The following is a 19,005-nucleotide window of genomic DNA, read 5'->3' as shown; positions in this document are numbered from 1 at the left end:
ACTTACTTTTGTGTTTAATTAAGCTTAATTGCAACATCAACACCAGCTGCTAAATCTAGCTTCATGAGTGCATCTACTGTTTTATCTGTTGGACTAATAACATCCATTAATCTAACGTAAGTTCTTAATTCGTATTGATCTCTTGCCTTCTTATTAACGTGAGGAGAGGTCAATACAGTGAAACGCTCCTTCTTAGTAGGTAGAGGAATTGGACCTCTAACACTGGCACCTGTGCGCTTAGCTGTTTCCACAATTTCAAGCGCTGACTTGTCGATTAAACGATGATCAAACGCTTTTAATTTAATTCTAATATTTTGATTGCTCATGTGCCTTTATATCCTGTCTATTTACGTTGCAAATTTCTAAAACGAAAAACGAAAGATTATACAATAAACCTTACGCCTTAATTAACTAATTTAATCCGTTACCTTAGAAACCACACCCGCACCCACTGTGCGACCGCCTTCTCTAATAGCAAACCTTAAACCATCTTCCATAGCAATTGGTGATAATAACTCTACTTGCATTTTCACGTTATCACCTGGCATAACCATCTCTACACCATCAGGTAGCTGACAAGCACCTGTAACATCTGTTGTTCTAAAATAGAACTGTGGACGGTAGTTGTTAAAGAACGGGGTATGACGACCACCTTCATCTTTGCTTAAAATATAAACTTCTGCTTCAAACTTTGAATGTGGCTTAATTGAACCTGGCTTGGCTAATACTTGACCGCGTTCAACCTCTTCACGTTTGGTACCACGAAGTAAAACACCCACGTTGTCACCTGCTTCGCCTGAATCAAGTAACTTTCTAAACATTTCAACACCTGTACAAGTAGTGGTTTGTGTGTCTTTAATACCAACGATTTCTAACTCATCACCGACATAAACAATACCTGCTTCAATACGGCCTGTCACTACAGTGCCACGACCTGAGATTGAGAATACGTCCTCAATTGGCATTAAGAATGACTTGTCTGTATCACGTTTAGGGGTTGGAATGTAAGTGTCTAATGCTTTTACTAATTTAATAATAGAAGACATGCCAATATCTGACATGTCGCCTTCTAAAGCTTTAAGGGCTGAACCAAAGATAATTGGAGTGTCATCACCTGGGAAATCATATTCATCCAATAACTCACGGATTTCTAGTTCAACCAATTCAACCAATTCTTCATCATCAACCATATCAGCTTTATTCATGTAAACAACGATGTAAGGTACACCTACCTGTTTAGACAATAAGATGTGTTCACGAGTTTGAGCCATTGGACCATCTGTGGCAGCGATGACAATAATAGCGCCGTCCATTTGGGCAGCACCTGTGATCATGTTTTTAATGTAGTCGGCATGTCCTGGACAGTCAACATGTGCATAATGACGAGCTTCACTTTCATACTCAACGTGGGCTGTTGAAATAGTAATACCACGTTCTCTTTCTTCAGGCGCATTATCAATATCTGCATAATCTTTGAACTCACCACCGCGTGCTTCTGACATGATTTTAGTGATAGCGGCTGTGAGTGTAGTTTTACCGTGGTCAACGTGACCGATTGTTCCAACGTTGACGTGTGGCTTAGTTCTTTCGAATTTTTCTTTTGACATTTTATACTCCTTACTTATTTAATTTTTCAATCACTTCATCAGCCACGTTTTTTGGCGCTGCTGTATATTTTTTAAATTCCATTGAATAGCTTGCCCGGCCCTGTGTCATTGAACGCAAATCATTAGCATAACCAAACATTTCTATTAAAGGGACTTCTGCCTTAATTTGCTTACCTGTAGGTGTATCTTCCATCGCACTAACAATACCACGACGCCTATTAATATCGCCTATTACATCGCCCATATAATTTTCAGGCGTTGAAACTTCTACCGCCATCATTGGCTCAAGCAACTGAGGATTAGCCATTCTAACGCCCTCACTCAAACACTTACTGGCTGCAATTTTAAATGCTATTTCATTTGAGTCAACATCATGATAAGAACCATCATAAACAGTTACTTTAATATCAACTATAGGAAACCCAGCTAATACGCCATTTTTAATTTGTTCCTGAATACCTTTATTTACTGCAGGTACATATTCTTTGGGAATAACACCACCTTTAATTTCATCAACAAATTCATAACCAGCACCTGGCTCTTGAGGTTCAATTCGTAAATATACATGGCCATATTGACCACGGCCACCAGATTGCTTGGCAAATTTATATTGATGCTCAACCATGGTTGTGATGGCTTCACGATAAGAAACTTGTGGTGCACCAACATTACACTCAACATCAAATTCGCGAACCATGCGATCAACAATAATATCTAAGTGAAGCTCACCCATACCTGCAATAATAGTTTGACCTGACTCTTCATCAGTTGACACACGAAAAGAAGGATCTTCAGCAGCCAATTTACCAAGTGCAATACCCATTTTTTCTTGATCTTCCTTAGTTTTAGGCTCAACTGCCAAAGCAATTACTGGCTCAGGAAACTCCATTTTTTCTAAAACAATTTTCTGTTTAAGATCGCATAAAGTATCGCCTGTCGTAACATCTTTAAGACCGATTGCTGCGGCAATATCACCTGCACGCACTTCTTTAATTTCTTCACGTTCATTAGCATGCATTTGCACCATACGGCCAATACGTTCTTTCTTACCTTGAGATGAGTTATATACAAAATCACCTGCTTTTAATACGCCTGAATATACACGGAAAAAAGTCAAATTACCCACAAATGGGTCAGTTGCAATTTTAAATGCTAATGCGGCAAATGGTTCATCATCACCCACATTTCTAGAAGCAACTGCCTCATCCTTATCATTCAATATGCCTGCAATGGCATCTACATCTAGTGGTGATGGCATATACATAATCATGGCGTCTAACACTACTTGTACACCTTTATTTTTAAAAGCAGAGCCGCAAAACATTGGGATAATTTCACTTTTAATAGTTTGAGAGCGAATACCCTCTTTAATTTCATCATGACTAAGCTCGCCCTCTTCAAGATATTTTTCCATTAATTCATCATTTGCCTCAGCGGCAGATTCAATCATGAACTCGCGTTTTTTTTCTGCTAATTCTTGTAATTCTGCAGGAATATCTCTTGTTTCATAAGTTGCACCCTGATCAGCTTCATTCCAAAAGATAGCCCTCATACTGATTAAGTCTATCACACCTTCAAAATTTTCCTCAGCACCAATGGCAATTTGCATGGGAACTGGATTACCACCTAAGCGTGTTTTAATTTGCTCGCAAATACGTAAAAAGTCTGCACCAGCACGGTCCATTTTATTAACAAAGCCAATTCTTGGTACATTGTATTTATTCGCCTGACGCCAGACTGTTTCTGACTGAGGTTCTACACCACCAACTGCACAAAATACAGCACAAGCGCCATCTAATACTTTTAATGAACGTTCAACCTCAATGGTAAAGTCAACGTGTCCAGGTGTGTCAATAATATTAATACGATGGTCCTCGAATTGCTTATCCATACCCTTCCAGAAACAAGTGGTTGCTGCAGAAGTAATGGTAATACCACGTTTTTGTTCTTGCTCCATCCAGTCCATGGTTGCACCACCATCATGTACCTCGCCAATTTTGTGAGTACGGCCTGTGTACAATAAAATGCGCTCTGTTGTGGTTGTTTTACCGGCATCAATGTGCGCCATAATACCAACATTGCGATAACGATCAAGCGGAGTTATTCTTGCCATTTTTTTTATGTCCTATTTGTATTACTACCAGCGAAAATGAGCAAATGCTTTATTTGCTTCTGCCATTCTGTGAGTGTCTTTTTTCTTTTTAAATGCACTACCACGATTTTGTACAGCATCTAGAACTTCACCCGCCAGTCTAAGCTTCATTCCTTTTTCACCACGCTTACGTGACGCCTCAATAATCCAACGCATTGCTAAAGCAATTTTGCGTTCAGCTCTGACTTCAATTGGCACTTGATAAGTAGAGCCACCAACACGACGAGATTTAATTTCAACTTGAGGACCAATATTATCCAAAGCTTGCTTAAACACCTCAATTGGTTGTTCATTACCCCCCCCTCTAATTTCAATGATATCTAATGCTTCGTATACAATTTTTTCTGCCACTGATTTTTTACCATCAAGCATTAAAATATTAACAAATTTAGCCAATACCAAATCACCAAATTTAGGATCTGGCAAAATTTTTCTTTTAGGCGCGGATCTTCTTCTCATTGTATTTCTCTTGTTTTAATTATTGTAATTTTTTATTTTTTTGACTTTTTAGTGCCGTATTTAGAACGGCCTTGCATTCTACCATCAACGCCTGTTGTATCTAATGCACCACGAACTGTGTGGTAACGAACACCAGGTAAATCTTTCACACGACCACCACGAATAAGAATCACTGAGTGTTCTTGTAAGTTATGACCTTCACCACCAATATAGGTCGTTACTTCATTGGCATTGGTAAGTCGAACACGAGCAATTTTTCTAAGTGCCGAATTAGGCTTTTTAGGAGTTGTGGTGTACACACGAGTACAAACACCACGCTTTTGAGGGCAGCTGTCTAATGCTGGCACACCACTTTTGATGACTTTCTTTTTACGCGGATTACGCACCAATTGATTAATCGTTGACATATTGCAATTTCTCCAAATTTCTCTAAAGTTTATAATGTATTCAAATTATTAAATCCTCTTTTGTTTTTTCTCTAAAGACGATAAAGCGAGGCATTATACCTTGTTAGGAGTACTTATGTCAACAAGATTTATAGAGATCTTTTTAACAAGCTTTGCAATAAAAAACCACTGGCACAATTTAGCATTTCAAATACCTCATCAAAGCATCCTTCAAAATAAGGATCGGGCACACTTTTTACTTGGTTATTAGGAATATTATCCAACATTAATGATAGTTTAGTTTGATATTCACGTGGACAAATAGATTGTAAAACACTCAAATTTGAAGTGTCCATAGAAAAAATATAATCATAATGATAAAAGTCACTCTTATGCACTTGTCTTGCCAGCTGATAAGATAAATCAACATGACATTTATTAGCAGCTAATTGCGAACGTGAATCTGGCTGCTCACCGATATGATAAGCATGAGTACCTGCAGAATCTATTTCAAACAAGCACCCAACACCACGCTTTTCCATTTGTGACTTAAAAGCACCCTCTGCCGTTGGCGAGCGACAAATATTACCCATACATACAAATAAAATTTTTGTTTTTTCTTTACTCACCTGTCTTATGTATTGATAAAATTAACACTTATTATACCAATGTGTTTATTAGCCATGTCCAACTCACTGTTACAATCTGCAAAAAAAGTCATTTTAACTGAAGCACAAGCTGTAATGATGCTAGCCGATGGGCTTGATCAAAGTTTTATCGATGCTTGTCAATTAATCCAAAATTGCACTGGCAAAGTGGTATTAATTGGCATGGGAAAATCTGGGCACATTGCGGGCAAAATTGCTGCAACATTTGCTTCTACTGGCACCCCTGCCTTTGCTGTTCATCCTGGTGAAGCAGGGCATGGTGATTTAGGCATGATTACACAAGAAGATGTGGTGATTGCTATTTCCTACTCTGGAGAATCTGATGAAATTATGACCTTAATACCAATCATTAAACGTCTCGGTATTTTAATCATTGGCATGACAAAAAATGTAAACTCCTCAATTGGTAGGATCAGTAACGTGCATCTTGATGTCAGTGTTGAAAAAGAAGCCTGCCCACATAACTTAGCCCCAACTTCTTCAACCACGGTAGCTTTAGTCATGGGTGATACACTAGCAATTAGCTTATTAATCAATAAAGGTTTTAGTGTAGATGATTTTGCCCGCTCACACCCATCAGGTACATTAGGTCGTCGCTTGTTAACCCTTGTCAGTACCATTATGAAAATAGGGGATGATATACCTATCGTTAGTGCTGATACTAAATTGCTAGACGCCTTATTAATAATGAGTCAAAAAACCTTAGGCATGGTATTAATTACCAACAACAACAACATTTTAAAAGGTATTTTTACAGATGGTGATTTAAGACGTGTACTTGAAACATATCCTAATATTCAAAGTCTAACCATTAGCAAGGTTATGACGCCTAATTGCCAATCAATCTCAAAAGACAGGCCTGCCATGGCGGCAGTGCAAATGATGGATGAATTTAACCTAAACTCATTACCCGTCGTTGATGACAACAACCAAGTCGTTGGCGCTATCAATACTCATACCCTAATGCAAGCAAAAATTATTTAAAAAATCTTTAATTTATTAGCCGATCTATACCCCACCAAATTCCAATTAAAGAAATGACAATTGAGGTTGGGACAATAGCTATTTTTTTATAATCTAAATTGAGTGATTTTACAAAAAATAAGAGTGATACCACGCTTAATACAATCAAAATTTGTGCCAATTCAACACCGATATTAAAACTGATTAGTGTAATTAAAAAATTGTCTGATGACATTTCAAAACTTTTTAGCATATTGGCAAAACCTAGGCCATGCACAAGTCCAAATAAAAATACGATAATACTTTTTCGCTTGATGGACTGATTAGGTAACAAATTTTCAATCACCACGTAAGCAATTGAAAAAGCAATCAATGGTTCAATAATTCGCTCTGATATTTCTACAATACCAAGCATTGCTAAGCCCAATGTTAAAGTATGTGCTAACGTAAAAACGCTGACCAATAATAACAATCGTCGCCACATTAATGAAGACAATGCCATGCCAATAATAAATAGCATATGATCCCAACCTAATGGAATAACATGATCAAAACCAATGCTTATAAATTGTAGCATCCTTTGCATAGTTGTTATTGGTTCTAGGTCGTTAATATCAATCACACCACTTGTAACACCATTACGCAACCAACGCCACTGACTCCAATTATATTCACCCTCCTTATATACTTGATAACGCAATGCACTATCTCCATAGGCTTTATTGTATTGCCATGACAGAGTTTTTGGCCATTTTCTTAGCTGGGTTGAGTAAGTTAATAAAGTTTTTCTGGATCTTTTCTTATAGCCCACAATATCAATCTTTACTGAAGTGAGTGTTAACTGTTGAGGTTTTTCATTGATTGTTAAAAAAATATAATTTAAAAACTCAGTTTCAAAAGCCTTGAATTGTTCTCTCAAATCATCCGCTATTAATGAACGAAGTGTGTCATATTGTGCTGAATTTGGTGCATCTGTAGTATTTTTATATTGAGTGCTAATGCCAGTCATTAAAGCTTCAAGACTTAAATCAATCACAACGTCGACTTTTTTATCAGGATAAATTGAAATTTCCACCAAAGCAGGCCTGACCATATCTGCTATTGACACATCAATCAACAACCAAAATAAGGTGATGGCCTTAATCAAATACAACATTTATTTTTCTTATCTTAGTTTTGCACTTAATCTTATCCCAATCAACGTTCTCACAATGACTATTTTGACCAATAACGCATAGATTTTACAACCTGTATAAAAACCACAATTACCTCTAGCCACATAAATAACAAACACACCCACACTAAGTTAAACGTCAACCAAAAGGCACAAATTCAAAGCACAACTACGTCTGGATTTAAAAAGACGATATATCACATCAATCAAAGTGAAGATTATATAAATCAGGATAATCAATAAAATACCTGTATAAACACACACAACAGCATCATCAATATGTATAGGATCCTCGCCTAGATCGATAAATCAAAGGATTTTAATGGTATTTTTTTAGTTTACCTAACAACACCAGAGTAATATTTATCAAAAAAATTAAATCAACTTACCATCATAATTTTCAATACCAGGATTGTTGTTCACGCCCTTAATAGTTGGGTGATTAACTTTAGTCAAATTAAGATGCTTTTGTTTGCGTAAATAGTCTGCTGCCACATCCCACATTAAACGACCATTACCAACATTACTTACTTGTGCCCAACCTGATACTTTATAAAATTTATTCAGATCAATAGGTGTACCCTCATCATCTTTCATATTGCTAATACGCTGACCAAGGCCTAAAGCTGGATCAATCGTATAATCCATACCGCCCATACGCACCATGTCGCCACCTGACTGTAAATATGGATCTTGTACAAATAAGTTCTCAGCAATACCCTCTAAGATTTCTTTAAGTTGCGCACCTTTTAACTCACTCACATAGGTTTCACCATAAGTCATTGAAGTGTTGGTCATTAAATCTTCCATCGTTACGTTGTATCCTGCTGGCACACTTGTACCCCAACGCACACCTGCTGACATGGCAAAATTTGCATCGTGCTCTTCACGTAGAGAATTAACTAACACTTGATCCCAAGTACCCATAAAATTACCACGACGATATAGGGTTTGCTCAGTAGTGCATAATTTTTCTGTCAAAATTTCATCATAAGTTTTACCAATACGATCAGGATTGTTTAACATCTTAGCACTACGCGCTTCAACCACATCTTTATCATATCTAGTAGTGCGAATTTTATCAATAAACGACACCATAGCCGTATCAGGCTTAATAAAGTCAGTCAAAATAGGCAGCATTTTGTATTCATAACCCATGACTTTATGGTCTTTAATATTCAAATCCATGACGCCAATATACTTACCCGAACAACCTGCATTAGTAACAACAGTAACGCCACCTGCATTTTTAACTTCAACTGGCTTAGGCATGCCATCATGCGTATGACCACCAAAAATTGCATCAATACCGCTAATACGCGATGCCATTTTGATATCAACATCCATACCATTATGTGAAATTATAATAACTGCATCTGGTTTTTCATTTTTACGAATATCAGAAACTAATTCACTCATTTCATCCTCACGTAAACCAAACGACCAATCTGGAAAGAAATATTTTTGCGGATTAGCATTTGATGTTCTTGGAAAGGCTTGACCAATCACTGCAATACGATGACCGCCAACATTTTTGATCACATAAGGCTTAAATGGCAGCCCTTCATTCTCATCAAATAGACCATTGCCACCATACTTTTCAGTCATGGTGATGTACTCATCACCCATTAATGTGTCTTCTATAATACGTACATTTTGACCTAAAAAATCACCTTTAAAAAAGCTAATATTTTTTAGTGTTTCTTCTTCTTTATAAGTAAACTCCCAATGACCAACCATGACATCTACCCCTAAAATATTACAAGCTTCAACCATGTCAGCACCACGCGTCCAAAGTGAAGTGCCTGAGCCTTGCCAAGTATCACCACCATCTAAGGTTAGTGTGTTTTGTACACCATCTGCACTTTCACGTAATGAGTCTAGCACGGTTTTAATTTGACTAAAACCACCTGTCTTACCGTATTTAGCCACTAAATCTTCAAAGTTGTTGTAAGTAAAAGCATATGCATCGGCTGAACCTGCCTTAACGCCAATTTGCTTAAGTAACTTGTTACCCACAACATGTGGCAATTGTCCAAAGGTAGCGCCAAAGCCTAAATTAACATTGGGCTCACGAAAATAATTAGGAAGCAAGTTACCGTGAGTATCAGTGATATGCAAAATACGAGCATTGCCTGTTTTTGCCACTTCGTATCTATTATCTTGAGAAGACAACTTATCTGCATCATTCCCACAGCCACTAATCAAACCTGCTGCCGAACCAGCGCCCAATACTTTAATAAAGTCTCTACGTGTTAACACCATATACTTTCTCCCCAGAAAACTATTTGTTAAAAAAATGACCAAAATTTTAACTGATTTTTCACCTAGAAAGATATACTAAAAACAACATCTTTGTTCAAAATCAAGAAAAAACATTAGTTATGTGCAGAGTATAACGAAAAGTAGGCAATTTAAAGATAGTTTTATAAAAAATATTTACAGTCTCGCTATATAACTTGTAAAAAATCTTATAATACCTATTATGAATATTTCTCAGCTTTTAGCCAATATTGTACAAACTAAGATAGACATAGAGATAAAGGGCTTGTGTCTTAATGCTCAAAGCACACAACCTGGAGATTTGTTTATTGCACTTCAAGGGAAATTAACACACGGTGCTGATTATATCAACCAAGCAATCGACAAAGGCTGCGTTGCTATATTAGTTGACTCAAAAGAGATAGAATGTGTCATTCCATCTATTCGTATTGACAACTTATCTCAATATTTACAAACACTGGCAAATACTTTTTATAAAAATGCTATAAAAGTTAATATCATTAGTATCACAGGTACGAATGGTAAAACTTCTGTTGCCTACTTTATCTCGCAATTACTAACCAAACTTGGGATTAAAAATGGTTTAATTGGCACTTTAGGTATCACTCATAGTCAACAGTTATCCCTTAATACAACGCCAGATATTTTGACGCTTTACCAAGTATTAGATAATTACTATCAAAACAATATTCATCACGCCATACTTGAGGTTTCTTCACACGCACTCACTCAAGATAGAATTGCTGGATTGAATATTAAACAAGCAATATTTACCAATCTTACTCAAGATCATCTTGATTATCATCACACACTTGATAAATATCAAGCAACCAAAGAAAAATTATTTGTTCTTGATACTGTTGAATCTGTTATTCTTAACCAAGATGATAGTCATTACAAACATTTTCTAAATATCACTAAAGATAAAAAACGAATCAGCTACTCTCTAGGTGATTTTGACTCAATCAAAACCATTGAACAAGGCTTTTTAGTGCAATTAGACCATTATGTTTTTGAAATCCCATTTTTAGGTGAGTTTAATTTACTGAACATTTTGGCAGCATTGAACAGTGTTGAGGCGCTTGGATTTAAACGTGATGATATTATTCCGCTATTTTATCAACTATTGCCACCACCTGGTAGAATGCAAAGAATTGAGCCTCATCTTGCTTGGATAGATTATGCCCATACACCTGATGCCATCGGGAATGCCATCACCACTTTGAAAAAACACTATCCAAACTTCAAAATTCGTATTGTCTTTGGTTGTGGCGGTAACCGAGACAAAGATAAACGCGCAGAAATGGGCAAAATTGCCTCAAATCTAGCGGATACTATTATTTTAACCAATGACAACCCTAGGTCTGAAAATCCAAAAACCATTATTGAAAACATCTTAAGTGGCATTGACGATAGTTACAAATTAGACATTATTGAAAATAGACAGCTTGCTATCGAAACGGCAATCACAACACTCAAAGAAAATGAATGCTTACTAATTGCTGGCAAAGGACATGAAACCATACAACAATTCTCTGATAAAACAATCTACCTAAATGACTTAGAAATTGCACAAAATAGCACTAAAGCTATTTAACCTTTAATTGGAAAAGTCTTACTTACTAATGAAAATTAACAAATAAAGTCTCTGATTAGAAATAATTTTTCCTGTTTAAAAAACAAAACAATAAACTAACACCAATATTTCTACCAGAAATTGCTACTACTGTTACAACATTATTTACCATTTAGTGCATTTTAATTCAATAGCTATACTATCATTCAAACGTTTTCCAATTAACGCATTGTAATTATTTTTTTGTACTTTAAGTTCCGCTAATATTAATACTATTTTTTATGTTGTTTTATTAAACCACAATATCAAAATATATATCACTCTGTGTATATACTGACAAAGATAGTAAATCTGCCAAATACTAATATTTTTATTTTTTCCTCCTATTGTTGTATTGATAAAAAACTATTATAGTAATATTTACTATAATAGTTTTTGAGTTATACAGTTTAAAAACAACGTATGAAAAAGGAACATCGCAATTAGCATTGGCATTAGAAATGGAATATGAATCTGTTAGTATTTTCTCTATGCTTAAAGTTGGTGCAAAAGATAAACATTTTAATATTGAACATTTATTAAAAATCTCTAAAATTTTGCAAATAGATGTTTGTTGTCTCTTTGAAGACGTTTTATAATGGAACAAACTAATCATAGGCCCTCATGCTGCAAACTACCACAAGCACCATTGCCAAAATATTAAAAACAGATTGTACTACCAATGTTGAATTTAAAGACGTTTGTACTGACACTCGCAAACATATGAATGGTGCACTATTTTTAGCTTTGACTGGCGACAACTTTGATGCGCATGACTACATTGATCAAGCACAACAAATGGGTGCAGTGGCAATTGTTGCTAACAAACCTGTAAATAATCAGTTACCAACATTAGTGGTAGACGACACACAAATTGCACTGAATACAATTGCCAGTTGGCACCTTAAAAACATCAAGCCTATCGTTATTGCTATTACGGGTAGTAACGGCAAAACTACCACTAAAAACATGCTGGCAAATATCTTAAATTTGCAAGCACCAACGCTAAAAACTCAGGGTAATTTGAATAATCATCTGGGCGTACCAATGACATTATTGACACTGGAAGAGCAACACCAATATGCAGTGATTGAAATGGGGGCTAATCATTTGGGAGAAATTGCACATCTTTGCTCCTTAGTTAATCCTAATATTGCCATTGTAACCAATACACTTGATGCGCACATTGGTGAATTTGGAGGATTTGATAATTTAGTCAAAGCTAAAGGTGAGATTTACTCAAATAACTCGCATAACATTGTTAATACTCAAGACACTTTTACGGGTGACGTTAGTTTTGGAAAAGGTGGTGATATTTTTGCTAGCAAACTTGTTAATAATAAATTTGATTTAAACATTTATAAGCAAAAAATATCAGTCACACTTAATTTGATTGGTACGCATAACATTGAAAATGCCTTGGCAGCTAGTACCTGTGCTTATGCACTAGGGATTGATATCAATCTAATCAAGCAAGGCTTGGAAGTAACGAAGGCAGAACATGGCAGGTTAGAGGTTATCAACACAAAAAAATTTAGAATTATTGATGACACTTACAATGCCAATCCACATTCCACGACTACTGCACTTAAAGCATTACAAGATTTTTCTGGAGAAAAAATTGTCGTACTTGGCGCTATGAGAGAATTAGGTAATGATTCAGAGGAACTCCACCTTAAAATCGGCCAATTAGCCAAAAAATCTGCTGATACTTTTTATAGCTATGGTAAGCTAACACAGCACTACTATGGTATTCACTTTGACAGCAAACAACAATTAGCCAACCACCTGTTAGCCAATCATGTTCACGCTACTGTACTAATAAAAGGTTCTAGAACAGTAAAGATGAATGAGCTGGTTGATTTACTAAAAAAATAAACTCAAATCACCTTGACCTTTAATATAAATATAGCGATAATAACGCCCTTGATGCGCTCGTAGCTCAATTGGATAGAGTACTCGGCTACGAACCGAGCGGTTGCAGGTTCAACTCCAGCCGAGCGCACCATATATTTTTCAACACTTGTCATAACAACCAATCTATGACCACGATTCCAAACATTCTAACCCTGTCAAGAATTTTTCTAATTCCAGTGTTTGTAAGTTTATATTATTTCCAACCTGCTTACTCTATAATGCCTGTGTTTACTTGGATTAATTTTTTGCTTACGGGTACTTATGTACTTATTAGTGCAACTGATTATTTTGATGGTTACCTAGCAAGAAGGCTAAATATGACCTCACAACTTGGTGCTTTTTTAGATCCTGTTGCGGATAAGCTTATGGTTTCCACTGCACTCATCCTCTTAGTGGACTTTTACCCAACTGACACACATTGGTATATTAGCGTTTGTGCTCTTATTATTATTTCACGTGAAATTTTAGTCTCAGCACTTAGAGAATGGATGGGAGCTATTGGACAAAGATCAAATGTCAGTGTTTCTTGGATGGGTAAAGTGAAAACTTTTGTACAAATATTTGCCATTTTATTTTTGTTATATCAGCAACCTTTTTTTGGACTGCCAAGTTTTAAAATCGGTGTTGTTTTATTATTAATAGCAACTTCTTTAACCTTATGGTCCGGGTTTATCTATCTAAAAGAAGGGCGTAAAACTTTTAATAATTAATGCAAAGCCTGACTTGACTATTATCTAAAAAACACTATAATTCATCACCTATGCGGGAATAGCTCAGCTGGTAGAGCGTCACGTTGCCAACGTGAATGTCGCGAGTTCGAATCTCGTTTCCCGCTCTAAATTTAGAGATTAAGTTTTCAAAAAAAGATTAATATAAGTCTTTTTATTATCGCCTTTGTAAGTTTTAACATGGCTGGGTAGCAAAGCGGTTATGCAGGGGCCTGCAAAGCCTTATAGACCGGTTCGATTCCGGTCCCAGCCTCCAACTTTATATTTAATTTTTGTATTCTAAATCAAGTATTTAGAATACAATTCTTCTTAACCCAAGAAAGCATATACTACTTTAATGCCTTAAGTCGCAGGCGCAATGCATTAAGCTTGATAAATCCAGCTGCATCTTTTTGATTGTATGCCCCTTCATCATCCTCAAAAGTAGCGATTTTTTCACTGAATAAACTATCCTTAGATTGTCGACCTACAACAGTGACATTGCCTTTGTAGAACTTAAGACGAACAATACCATTGACTATTTCTTGAGTATTATCAATGGCAGCTTGTAGCATTTTGCGCTCTGGTGCAAACCAAAAGCCGTTATAAACCATTTCGGCATATTTGGGCATGAGTTCATCCTTAAGATGTGCTGCTGCTTGATCAAGGGTGAGTGATTCCATAGCGCGATGCGCCTTTAACATGACAGTTCCTGCAGGTGTTTCATAACAACCACGAGATTTCATACCCACAAAACGATTTTCTACAATATCATTACGACCAATGCCATGCGCACCTGCACGTTTGTTTAAATCTTCCATCACTGAAGCGGGACTCATTGTTTTGCCATTGATGGCTATAATGCCGCCTTTTTTGAAAGTAATCTCAACATATTCTGCCTTATTAGGTGCATTTTCAGGTGAAACTGTCCAACGCCACATATCTTCTTCAGGCTCTGCCCAGGGGTCTTCTAAAATACCACCTTCATAAGAAATATGCAATAAATTTGCATCCATTGAATAAGGGGATTTTTTTAATTGTTTTTTATAATCAATTTCAATACCGTGCTTTTGTGCATAGTCCATTAAACTTTCACGTGAGGACAAATCCCATTCACGCCAAGGCGCAATGACTTGTATATCTGCGTCTAATGCATAAGCATTTAACTCAAAACGAACTTGATCATTACCTTTTCCTGTTGCGCCGTGGCTAATTGCATCTGCGTCTTCCTGATGGGCAATTTCTACTAAACGCTTAGAGATAAGCGGACGAGCAATGGAAGTGCCTAATAAATATTCACCTTCATAAATGGCATTAGCTCGAAACATCGGAAATACAAAATCACGTACAAATTCTTCACGTAAATTTTCAATATAAACCTCTTTGACACCCGCGGCTTTTGCCTTAGTGCGTGCAAGCTCTACCTCCTCACCTTGACCAATATCAGCTGTAAAGGTAACCACTTCACACCGATAGGTATCTTGTAGCCATTTAACGATAATGCTTGTATCTAGTCCGCCAGAATAGGCGAGTACCACTTTTTTTATATTTATTTTGTTCATGTTTTCCTTTAATGTTAAAACTAATCTCAGCTTTAACCTTATTCTTATAACCCCAACGATGTGTAATTTTATCGTCTGTTAAATTGCGGATATCAGTAAAGAAGTAAATTTTACCTAAAGCATCCATTGGCTTCTACAATTACTTCAATAGATACTTTACCCTTAATTAATTTGACAAAAATAGTATTTAATATATACCCATGTAGCCAGCTTGCTAAGATAGCATTAGCCAAAAAATCCTAATAGTAATAATGTATATATTTCCATCATTTCATCCAGTTAATTATATGCAAATCAATTTCATCTTCATCCGATACGTACAGAAATACCTAATAAATATACAGTTTCTACATCTTCACTAATGAGTACCAATCATACAAAAGTCGATAAACATACGTGCTTGGTAACCAATTAAATTTATTAACCCAATTTTGGCTAATGATTAAACAATTTGGTACTAGTTATTGACATATCTCAAGTGAAGGCATTGACAACTTTATTCGTCTATATGGCAACCAAATCATATCAGTAAAAAAATATCACCTGTATCTTCATCTTCAAGCTTATGAAAGCAGCAATGTCTACAATTATCGCATAAGAACCCTCACTGTGTGTCATATCTTCTAATGCAAAAATTTGAAACACTGTTTATTATTAAAAATTTATAAATTAGCAATTAAATATAATAAAATACGTTTACCTTGTTGGCTGCCCTTTTGTGCTGTTACGTTTGCCCAATAATAAGCCTTGTTGTGATCTATCTGTACACCAATACCATTCATATACATGATAGCTAAAATATTTTGCGATTGAATAATGCCTTGATTAGCAGACTGGCGCATGAGTATAAATGCCGCTCTATTATCTTTACGCACAATCCCATCCTTACTATAAAGTGCACTTAAATTATATTGAACAATAGGGTTATTTTGCCCAACACTGGTCAGCAATATTTCCAAATTAGTATTTAATTTAGTATTATAATTAAGCGACTTAGAAATTTCATCTTGACTGGGAATAAGACGATCTATATTGCTAAATAGTTGCTCGTTTAAATTAATAGTCGACTGTTGTGGCGTCTTTACCATAATTGGTTCAATAATAACTATTGGCTTAATAATACTTTGATGAATAACACTTTTTTCTTGCTTATTCTGCACTACTTTTTGTGATTTGGATGATAACTTTTTCAACAATTTAACTGTTTGATTGCTTGCAATTAATGTCCAATATAGAGCTTTAATATCACTTTGTTTGACCAAATAACCAATTCGATACAATGCTGACAATCTGACTTGTGCATTAACAAAACCTTGATTTGCAGACTTTTTATAATAATCTAACGCCTTACTAGAATCTCCTTCACGCTCATAAAAATCAGCTAAGTAAAATTGTGCTTCAGGGTCAAATTGATTGGCTGCTGCTTCATACCAACGCTGTGCTAATGTTAAATCTCTATCAACGCCAATACCCACATCGTATAACTTAGCAAGATTGAGTTGTGCTGCTCTATATCCCAATAATGCTGATTTTTTATACCAATGCAATGCTTGTTCTAAATCTTTATCAGTCCCTAGAGCATAATAATAACTATTAGCCACATTAAATTGTGCACTTACATAACCTTGTTCAGCCACCTGTAAATACCAATAAAAAGCCAATTTATCGTCTACTATTACATTAATACCATTATGATACATATTAGCTAAACTAAATTGTGATCTAGCATCACCAAGCTTAGCTGATTTTTTTAATTGGGTTAGTAATTGTTTAACAGACAATGGTGCATTTAATTGAGGTGCCTCTAATTGCTGTTGGACAGCTTGGTTATCATTAATAGGTTGTAGAATTTGCAATGCCTGTATTGGAAAAGAGAATAAAAGAACAAGGTAGATAAGTTTAATCATGAGTTTTTTGTTTTTAACTAATTAAAATCATCCATATTTTATATCTGAGTTTAACTAATTTGTGTTAATAATCGATTAATACCTATCGCCACACCAGAGCATTGAGGTAAAGACTTGTTAAGCTTAGATAAAAATGACACACCAATCTGCGATATAGGCTTACCAAGCTGCTTTCGTTTGATAGTTTCACACGTAAAAACTTGCTGGTATTCATCCTTGGTTTGCAACTCATCATAGCCATTTGCCACTTCAATCCCATTTAAATACAACTCAAAACGGTGTGCTACCTGATTTTTAACTTTAGCAAATGCAGATTGTGATTTAGGATAATCATAAATAAAACATAGGGGTATATTTTTTAATTTCGGTTCAACTAAATGCACAAATAGCAACATTTGTAACTCTTCAATCCATGCAAAATCAGTACTCAAGCCTAATTTCGAGGCGATTACTTTAAGCACATCAAAATCAGTATTTAAAACATCAATATCTGCATATTGACTAAAAACTTGAGCATAGGATAATTGATGCACTTTGTCTTGAATTCCTAATGTTTGTAACAAATTAACCATATCAGCCATTAACTGATTAATATCAAAACCAAGACGGTAGTATTCAAGCAAAGTAAATTCATTAGAATTATGCTCACCGTATTCGTTATCACGAAATACTTGACAAATTTGATAAATATCCCCGCTTCCTTGAACCAGCAATTTTTTCATTTCTAACTCTGGAGAAGTGTGTAGATATTGAGTGTTTTGCATGCCAATATTAGCATTCACACTCAATGAAATACTGTCAATATAAGCATCACTCGTTGGTGTGTTTATCAGTGTTGGTGTTTGAACTTCTAATACTGCTTGTTGCTCAAAAAACTGTCTAATTTTTTGAATAACTCGCTGTCTTTTAATCAGCGCTATATTACCTTGCATGCTTTAATCATTAAATAAAAATTCCATTTTCTAACATAGATATTATAAGAAAAAAATTACCACTATGCACGACCTACATATTCATTAGTACGTGTATCTACTTTCACTTTATCACCAATATCAACAAAAAGAGGCACTTGCACCACAACCCCTGTGTTCATTGTAGCTGGTTTACCACCTGTCCCCGCAGTATCGCCTTTTAAGCCTGGATCAGTATTGAGTACTTCAAGAATAACATGATTAGGTGGGATAACTGAAATAGGATTATCATTCCAAAGCGTAACCGTGCACATGTCCTGCTCAACCAAATAACCTTTAGCATCATTCATAGTAGCATTATCAATAGTATATTGCTCAAATGAATCTAGATCCATAAAATTCCATGTATTACCATCATTATAAAGATATTGTAAATCCAACTCCATCACATCAGCACCTTCTAAAGTCTCGCCAGACTTAAAAGTTTTAATCAGTGTTTTACCAGTAATTAAATCTTTAAATTTAACTCGATTAAACGTTTGTCCCTTACCAGGTTTAACAATTTCATTATTCACAATCGAACAAGGATTACCATCTAAAATGAGTTTTAAACCGTTTTTGAATTGGTTAATAGCGTAATTTACCATTTTTTAAAAAGTTTGTGTGTAAAATTGTTAGACGCTTTATTTTACTC

General features: G+C 35.6%; 17 protein-coding genes and 3 tRNA genes. 8 read left to right on the top strand and 12 right to left on the bottom strand.

Features of this window, described 5'->3' with window-relative positions; all coding sequences use genetic code 11:
* Window positions 1-14: 14 nt before the first annotated feature.
* The 6 genes from rpsJ to RMAG_RS00850 all read right to left on the bottom strand — a co-directional run bounded on the left by rpsJ (window position 15) and on the right by RMAG_RS00850 (window position 5,233).
* A complete protein-coding gene (rpsJ, locus tag RMAG_RS00875) occupies window positions 15-326 on the bottom strand; it encodes a 30S ribosomal protein S10 (protein WP_011737582.1) in 312 nt (103 codons plus the stop codon).
* 90 nt (window positions 327-416) lie between these two features.
* Window positions 417-1,607, bottom strand: a complete 1,191-nt coding sequence (tuf, locus tag RMAG_RS00870; protein ID WP_011737581.1) for an elongation factor Tu — start codon at window positions 1,605-1,607, stop codon at window positions 417-419.
* Window positions 1,608-1,617: 10 nt separating this feature from the next.
* Window positions 1,618-3,720 (bottom strand): elongation factor G, encoded by a 2,103-nt coding sequence (gene fusA / locus RMAG_RS00865; RefSeq protein WP_011737580.1) that lies wholly within the window; start codon window positions 3,718-3,720, stop codon window positions 1,618-1,620.
* 24 nt (window positions 3,721-3,744) lie between these two features.
* Window positions 3,745-4,218: a 30S ribosomal protein S7 gene (gene rpsG, locus RMAG_RS00860; RefSeq protein ID WP_011737579.1), complete on the bottom strand. Its 474-nt coding sequence runs from the start codon at window positions 4,216-4,218 to the stop codon at window positions 3,745-3,747.
* A 32-nt stretch (window positions 4,219-4,250) separates the two neighbouring features.
* Entirely contained in the window at window positions 4,251-4,625 is a 375-nt protein-coding gene (gene rpsL / locus RMAG_RS00855; protein WP_011737578.1) for a 30S ribosomal protein S12, read from the bottom strand.
* A 128-nt stretch (window positions 4,626-4,753) separates the two neighbouring features.
* Window positions 4,754-5,233, bottom strand: a complete 480-nt coding sequence (locus RMAG_RS00850; protein ID WP_235093613.1) for a low molecular weight protein-tyrosine-phosphatase — start codon at window positions 5,231-5,233, stop codon at window positions 4,754-4,756.
* Between the two features lie 39 nt (window positions 5,234-5,272).
* Here RMAG_RS00850 and RMAG_RS00845 point away from each other — a divergent pair, with 39 nt between their 5' ends.
* Window positions 5,273-6,256, top strand: a complete 984-nt coding sequence (locus tag RMAG_RS00845) for a KpsF/GutQ family sugar-phosphate isomerase (protein WP_011737576.1) — start codon at window positions 5,273-5,275, stop codon at window positions 6,254-6,256.
* A 7-nt stretch (window positions 6,257-6,263) separates the two neighbouring features.
* Here the strand turns inward: RMAG_RS00845 and RMAG_RS00840 are convergent, their stop codons facing one another.
* On the bottom strand, window positions 6,264-7,391 hold the full coding sequence (locus RMAG_RS00840; protein WP_011737575.1) for a HupE/UreJ family protein: 1,128 nt from the start codon (window positions 7,389-7,391) through the stop codon (window positions 6,264-6,266).
* Window positions 7,392-7,784: 393 nt separating this feature from the next.
* On the bottom strand, window positions 7,785-9,674 hold the full coding sequence (locus tag RMAG_RS00835) for a 5'-nucleotidase C-terminal domain-containing protein (RefSeq protein WP_011737574.1): 1,890 nt from the start codon (window positions 9,672-9,674) through the stop codon (window positions 7,785-7,787).
* 220 nt (window positions 9,675-9,894) lie between these two features.
* Here RMAG_RS00835 and RMAG_RS00830 point away from each other — a divergent pair, with 220 nt between their 5' ends.
* From RMAG_RS00830 to RMAG_RS00805, 7 genes are all read left to right on the top strand, one after another.
* Entirely contained in the window at window positions 9,895-11,289 is a 1,395-nt protein-coding gene (locus tag RMAG_RS00830) for a UDP-N-acetylmuramoyl-L-alanyl-D-glutamate--2,6-diaminopimelate ligase (RefSeq protein WP_011737573.1), read from the top strand.
* Window positions 11,290-11,768: 479 nt separating this feature from the next.
* The gene (locus tag RMAG_RS05765; RefSeq protein ID WP_162146611.1) at window positions 11,769-11,906 is read left to right on the top strand and encodes a hypothetical protein; all 138 of its coding nucleotides are present in this window, start codon (window positions 11,769-11,771) and stop codon (window positions 11,904-11,906) included.
* Window positions 11,907-11,931: 25 nt separating this feature from the next.
* Window positions 11,932-13,185 (top strand): UDP-N-acetylmuramoyl-tripeptide--D-alanyl-D-alanine ligase, encoded by a 1,254-nt coding sequence (locus RMAG_RS00825; protein WP_011737572.1) that lies wholly within the window; start codon window positions 11,932-11,934, stop codon window positions 13,183-13,185.
* 53 nt (window positions 13,186-13,238) lie between these two features.
* Window positions 13,239-13,315, top strand: a tRNA-Arg gene (locus tag RMAG_RS00820).
* Window positions 13,316-13,349: 34 nt separating this feature from the next.
* Entirely contained in the window at window positions 13,350-13,934 is a 585-nt protein-coding gene (gene pgsA / locus RMAG_RS00815; protein WP_011737571.1) for a CDP-diacylglycerol--glycerol-3-phosphate 3-phosphatidyltransferase, read from the top strand.
* A gap of 52 nt (window positions 13,935-13,986) precedes the next feature.
* Window positions 13,987-14,059, top strand: a tRNA-Gly gene (locus RMAG_RS00810).
* Between the two features lie 75 nt (window positions 14,060-14,134).
* Window positions 14,135-14,208, top strand: a tRNA-Cys gene (locus tag RMAG_RS00805).
* Between the two features lie 73 nt (window positions 14,209-14,281).
* On the opposite strand, the gene RMAG_RS00800 is transcribed toward RMAG_RS00805, so the two are convergent.
* From RMAG_RS00800 to efp, 4 genes are all read right to left on the bottom strand, one after another.
* A complete protein-coding gene (locus RMAG_RS00800; RefSeq protein ID WP_011737570.1) occupies window positions 14,282-15,493 on the bottom strand; it encodes an argininosuccinate synthase in 1,212 nt (403 codons plus the stop codon).
* 662 nt (window positions 15,494-16,155) lie between these two features.
* The gene (locus tag RMAG_RS05420) at window positions 16,156-17,400 is read right to left on the bottom strand and encodes a tetratricopeptide repeat protein (RefSeq protein ID WP_011737569.1); all 1,245 of its coding nucleotides are present in this window, start codon (window positions 17,398-17,400) and stop codon (window positions 16,156-16,158) included.
* Between the two features lie 50 nt (window positions 17,401-17,450).
* The gene (gene epmA, locus RMAG_RS00790) at window positions 17,451-18,332 is read right to left on the bottom strand and encodes an EF-P lysine aminoacylase EpmA (RefSeq protein ID WP_011737568.1); all 882 of its coding nucleotides are present in this window, start codon (window positions 18,330-18,332) and stop codon (window positions 17,451-17,453) included.
* 62 nt (window positions 18,333-18,394) lie between these two features.
* Complete coding sequence (efp, locus tag RMAG_RS00785; RefSeq protein WP_011737567.1) at window positions 18,395-18,958, bottom strand: elongation factor P; 564 nt, start codon at window positions 18,956-18,958, stop codon at window positions 18,395-18,397.
* Window positions 18,959-19,005: the final 47 nt, after the last annotated feature.

The organism is Candidatus Ruthia magnifica str. Cm (Calyptogena magnifica) (genome assembly GCF_000015105.1).
Lineage (GTDB): Bacteria > Pseudomonadota > Gammaproteobacteria > PS1 > Pseudothioglobaceae > Ruthia > Ruthia magnifica.
Note: the sequence above shows the minus strand (reverse complement) of the source record. Positions and strands in the feature narration are given on the sequence as shown.

Bases quoted from the DNA above. Each gene is read 5' to 3' on its own strand.
- rpsJ (WP_011737582.1), bottom strand. From the start codon at position 326: ATGAGCAATCAAAATATTAGAATTAAATTAAAAGCGTTTGATCATCGT.
- tuf (WP_011737581.1), bottom strand. From the start codon at position 1,607: ATGTCAAAAGAAAAATTCGAAAGAACTAAGCCACACGTCAACGTTGGA.
- fusA (WP_011737580.1), bottom strand. From the start codon at position 3,720: ATGGCAAGAATAACTCCGCTTGATCGTTATCGCAATGTTGGTATTATG.
- rpsG (WP_011737579.1), bottom strand. From the start codon at position 4,218: ATGAGAAGAAGATCCGCGCCTAAAAGAAAAATTTTGCCAGATCCTAAA.
- rpsL (WP_011737578.1), bottom strand. From the start codon at position 4,625: ATGTCAACGATTAATCAATTGGTGCGTAATCCGCGTAAAAAGAAAGTC.
- RMAG_RS00845 (WP_011737576.1), top strand. From the start codon at position 5,273: ATGTGTTTATTAGCCATGTCCAACTCACTGTTACAATCTGCAAAAAAA.
- RMAG_RS00840 (WP_011737575.1), bottom strand. From the start codon at position 7,391: ATGTTGTATTTGATTAAGGCCATCACCTTATTTTGGTTGTTGATTGAT.
- RMAG_RS00835 (WP_011737574.1), bottom strand. From the start codon at position 9,674: ATGGTGTTAACACGTAGAGACTTTATTAAAGTATTGGGCGCTGGTTCG.
- RMAG_RS00830 (WP_011737573.1), top strand. From the start codon at position 9,895: ATGAATATTTCTCAGCTTTTAGCCAATATTGTACAAACTAAGATAGAC.
- RMAG_RS05765 (WP_162146611.1), top strand. From the start codon at position 11,769: ATGGAATATGAATCTGTTAGTATTTTCTCTATGCTTAAAGTTGGTGCA.
- RMAG_RS00825 (WP_011737572.1), top strand. From the start codon at position 11,932: ATGCTGCAAACTACCACAAGCACCATTGCCAAAATATTAAAAACAGAT.
- pgsA (WP_011737571.1), top strand. From the start codon at position 13,350: ATGACCACGATTCCAAACATTCTAACCCTGTCAAGAATTTTTCTAATT.
- RMAG_RS00800 (WP_011737570.1), bottom strand. From the start codon at position 15,493: ATGAACAAAATAAATATAAAAAAAGTGGTACTCGCCTATTCTGGCGGA.
- RMAG_RS05420 (WP_011737569.1), bottom strand. From the start codon at position 17,400: ATGATTAAACTTATCTACCTTGTTCTTTTATTCTCTTTTCCAATACAG.
- epmA (WP_011737568.1), bottom strand. From the start codon at position 18,332: ATGCAAGGTAATATAGCGCTGATTAAAAGACAGCGAGTTATTCAAAAA.
- efp (WP_011737567.1), bottom strand. From the start codon at position 18,958: ATGGTAAATTACGCTATTAACCAATTCAAAAACGGTTTAAAACTCATT.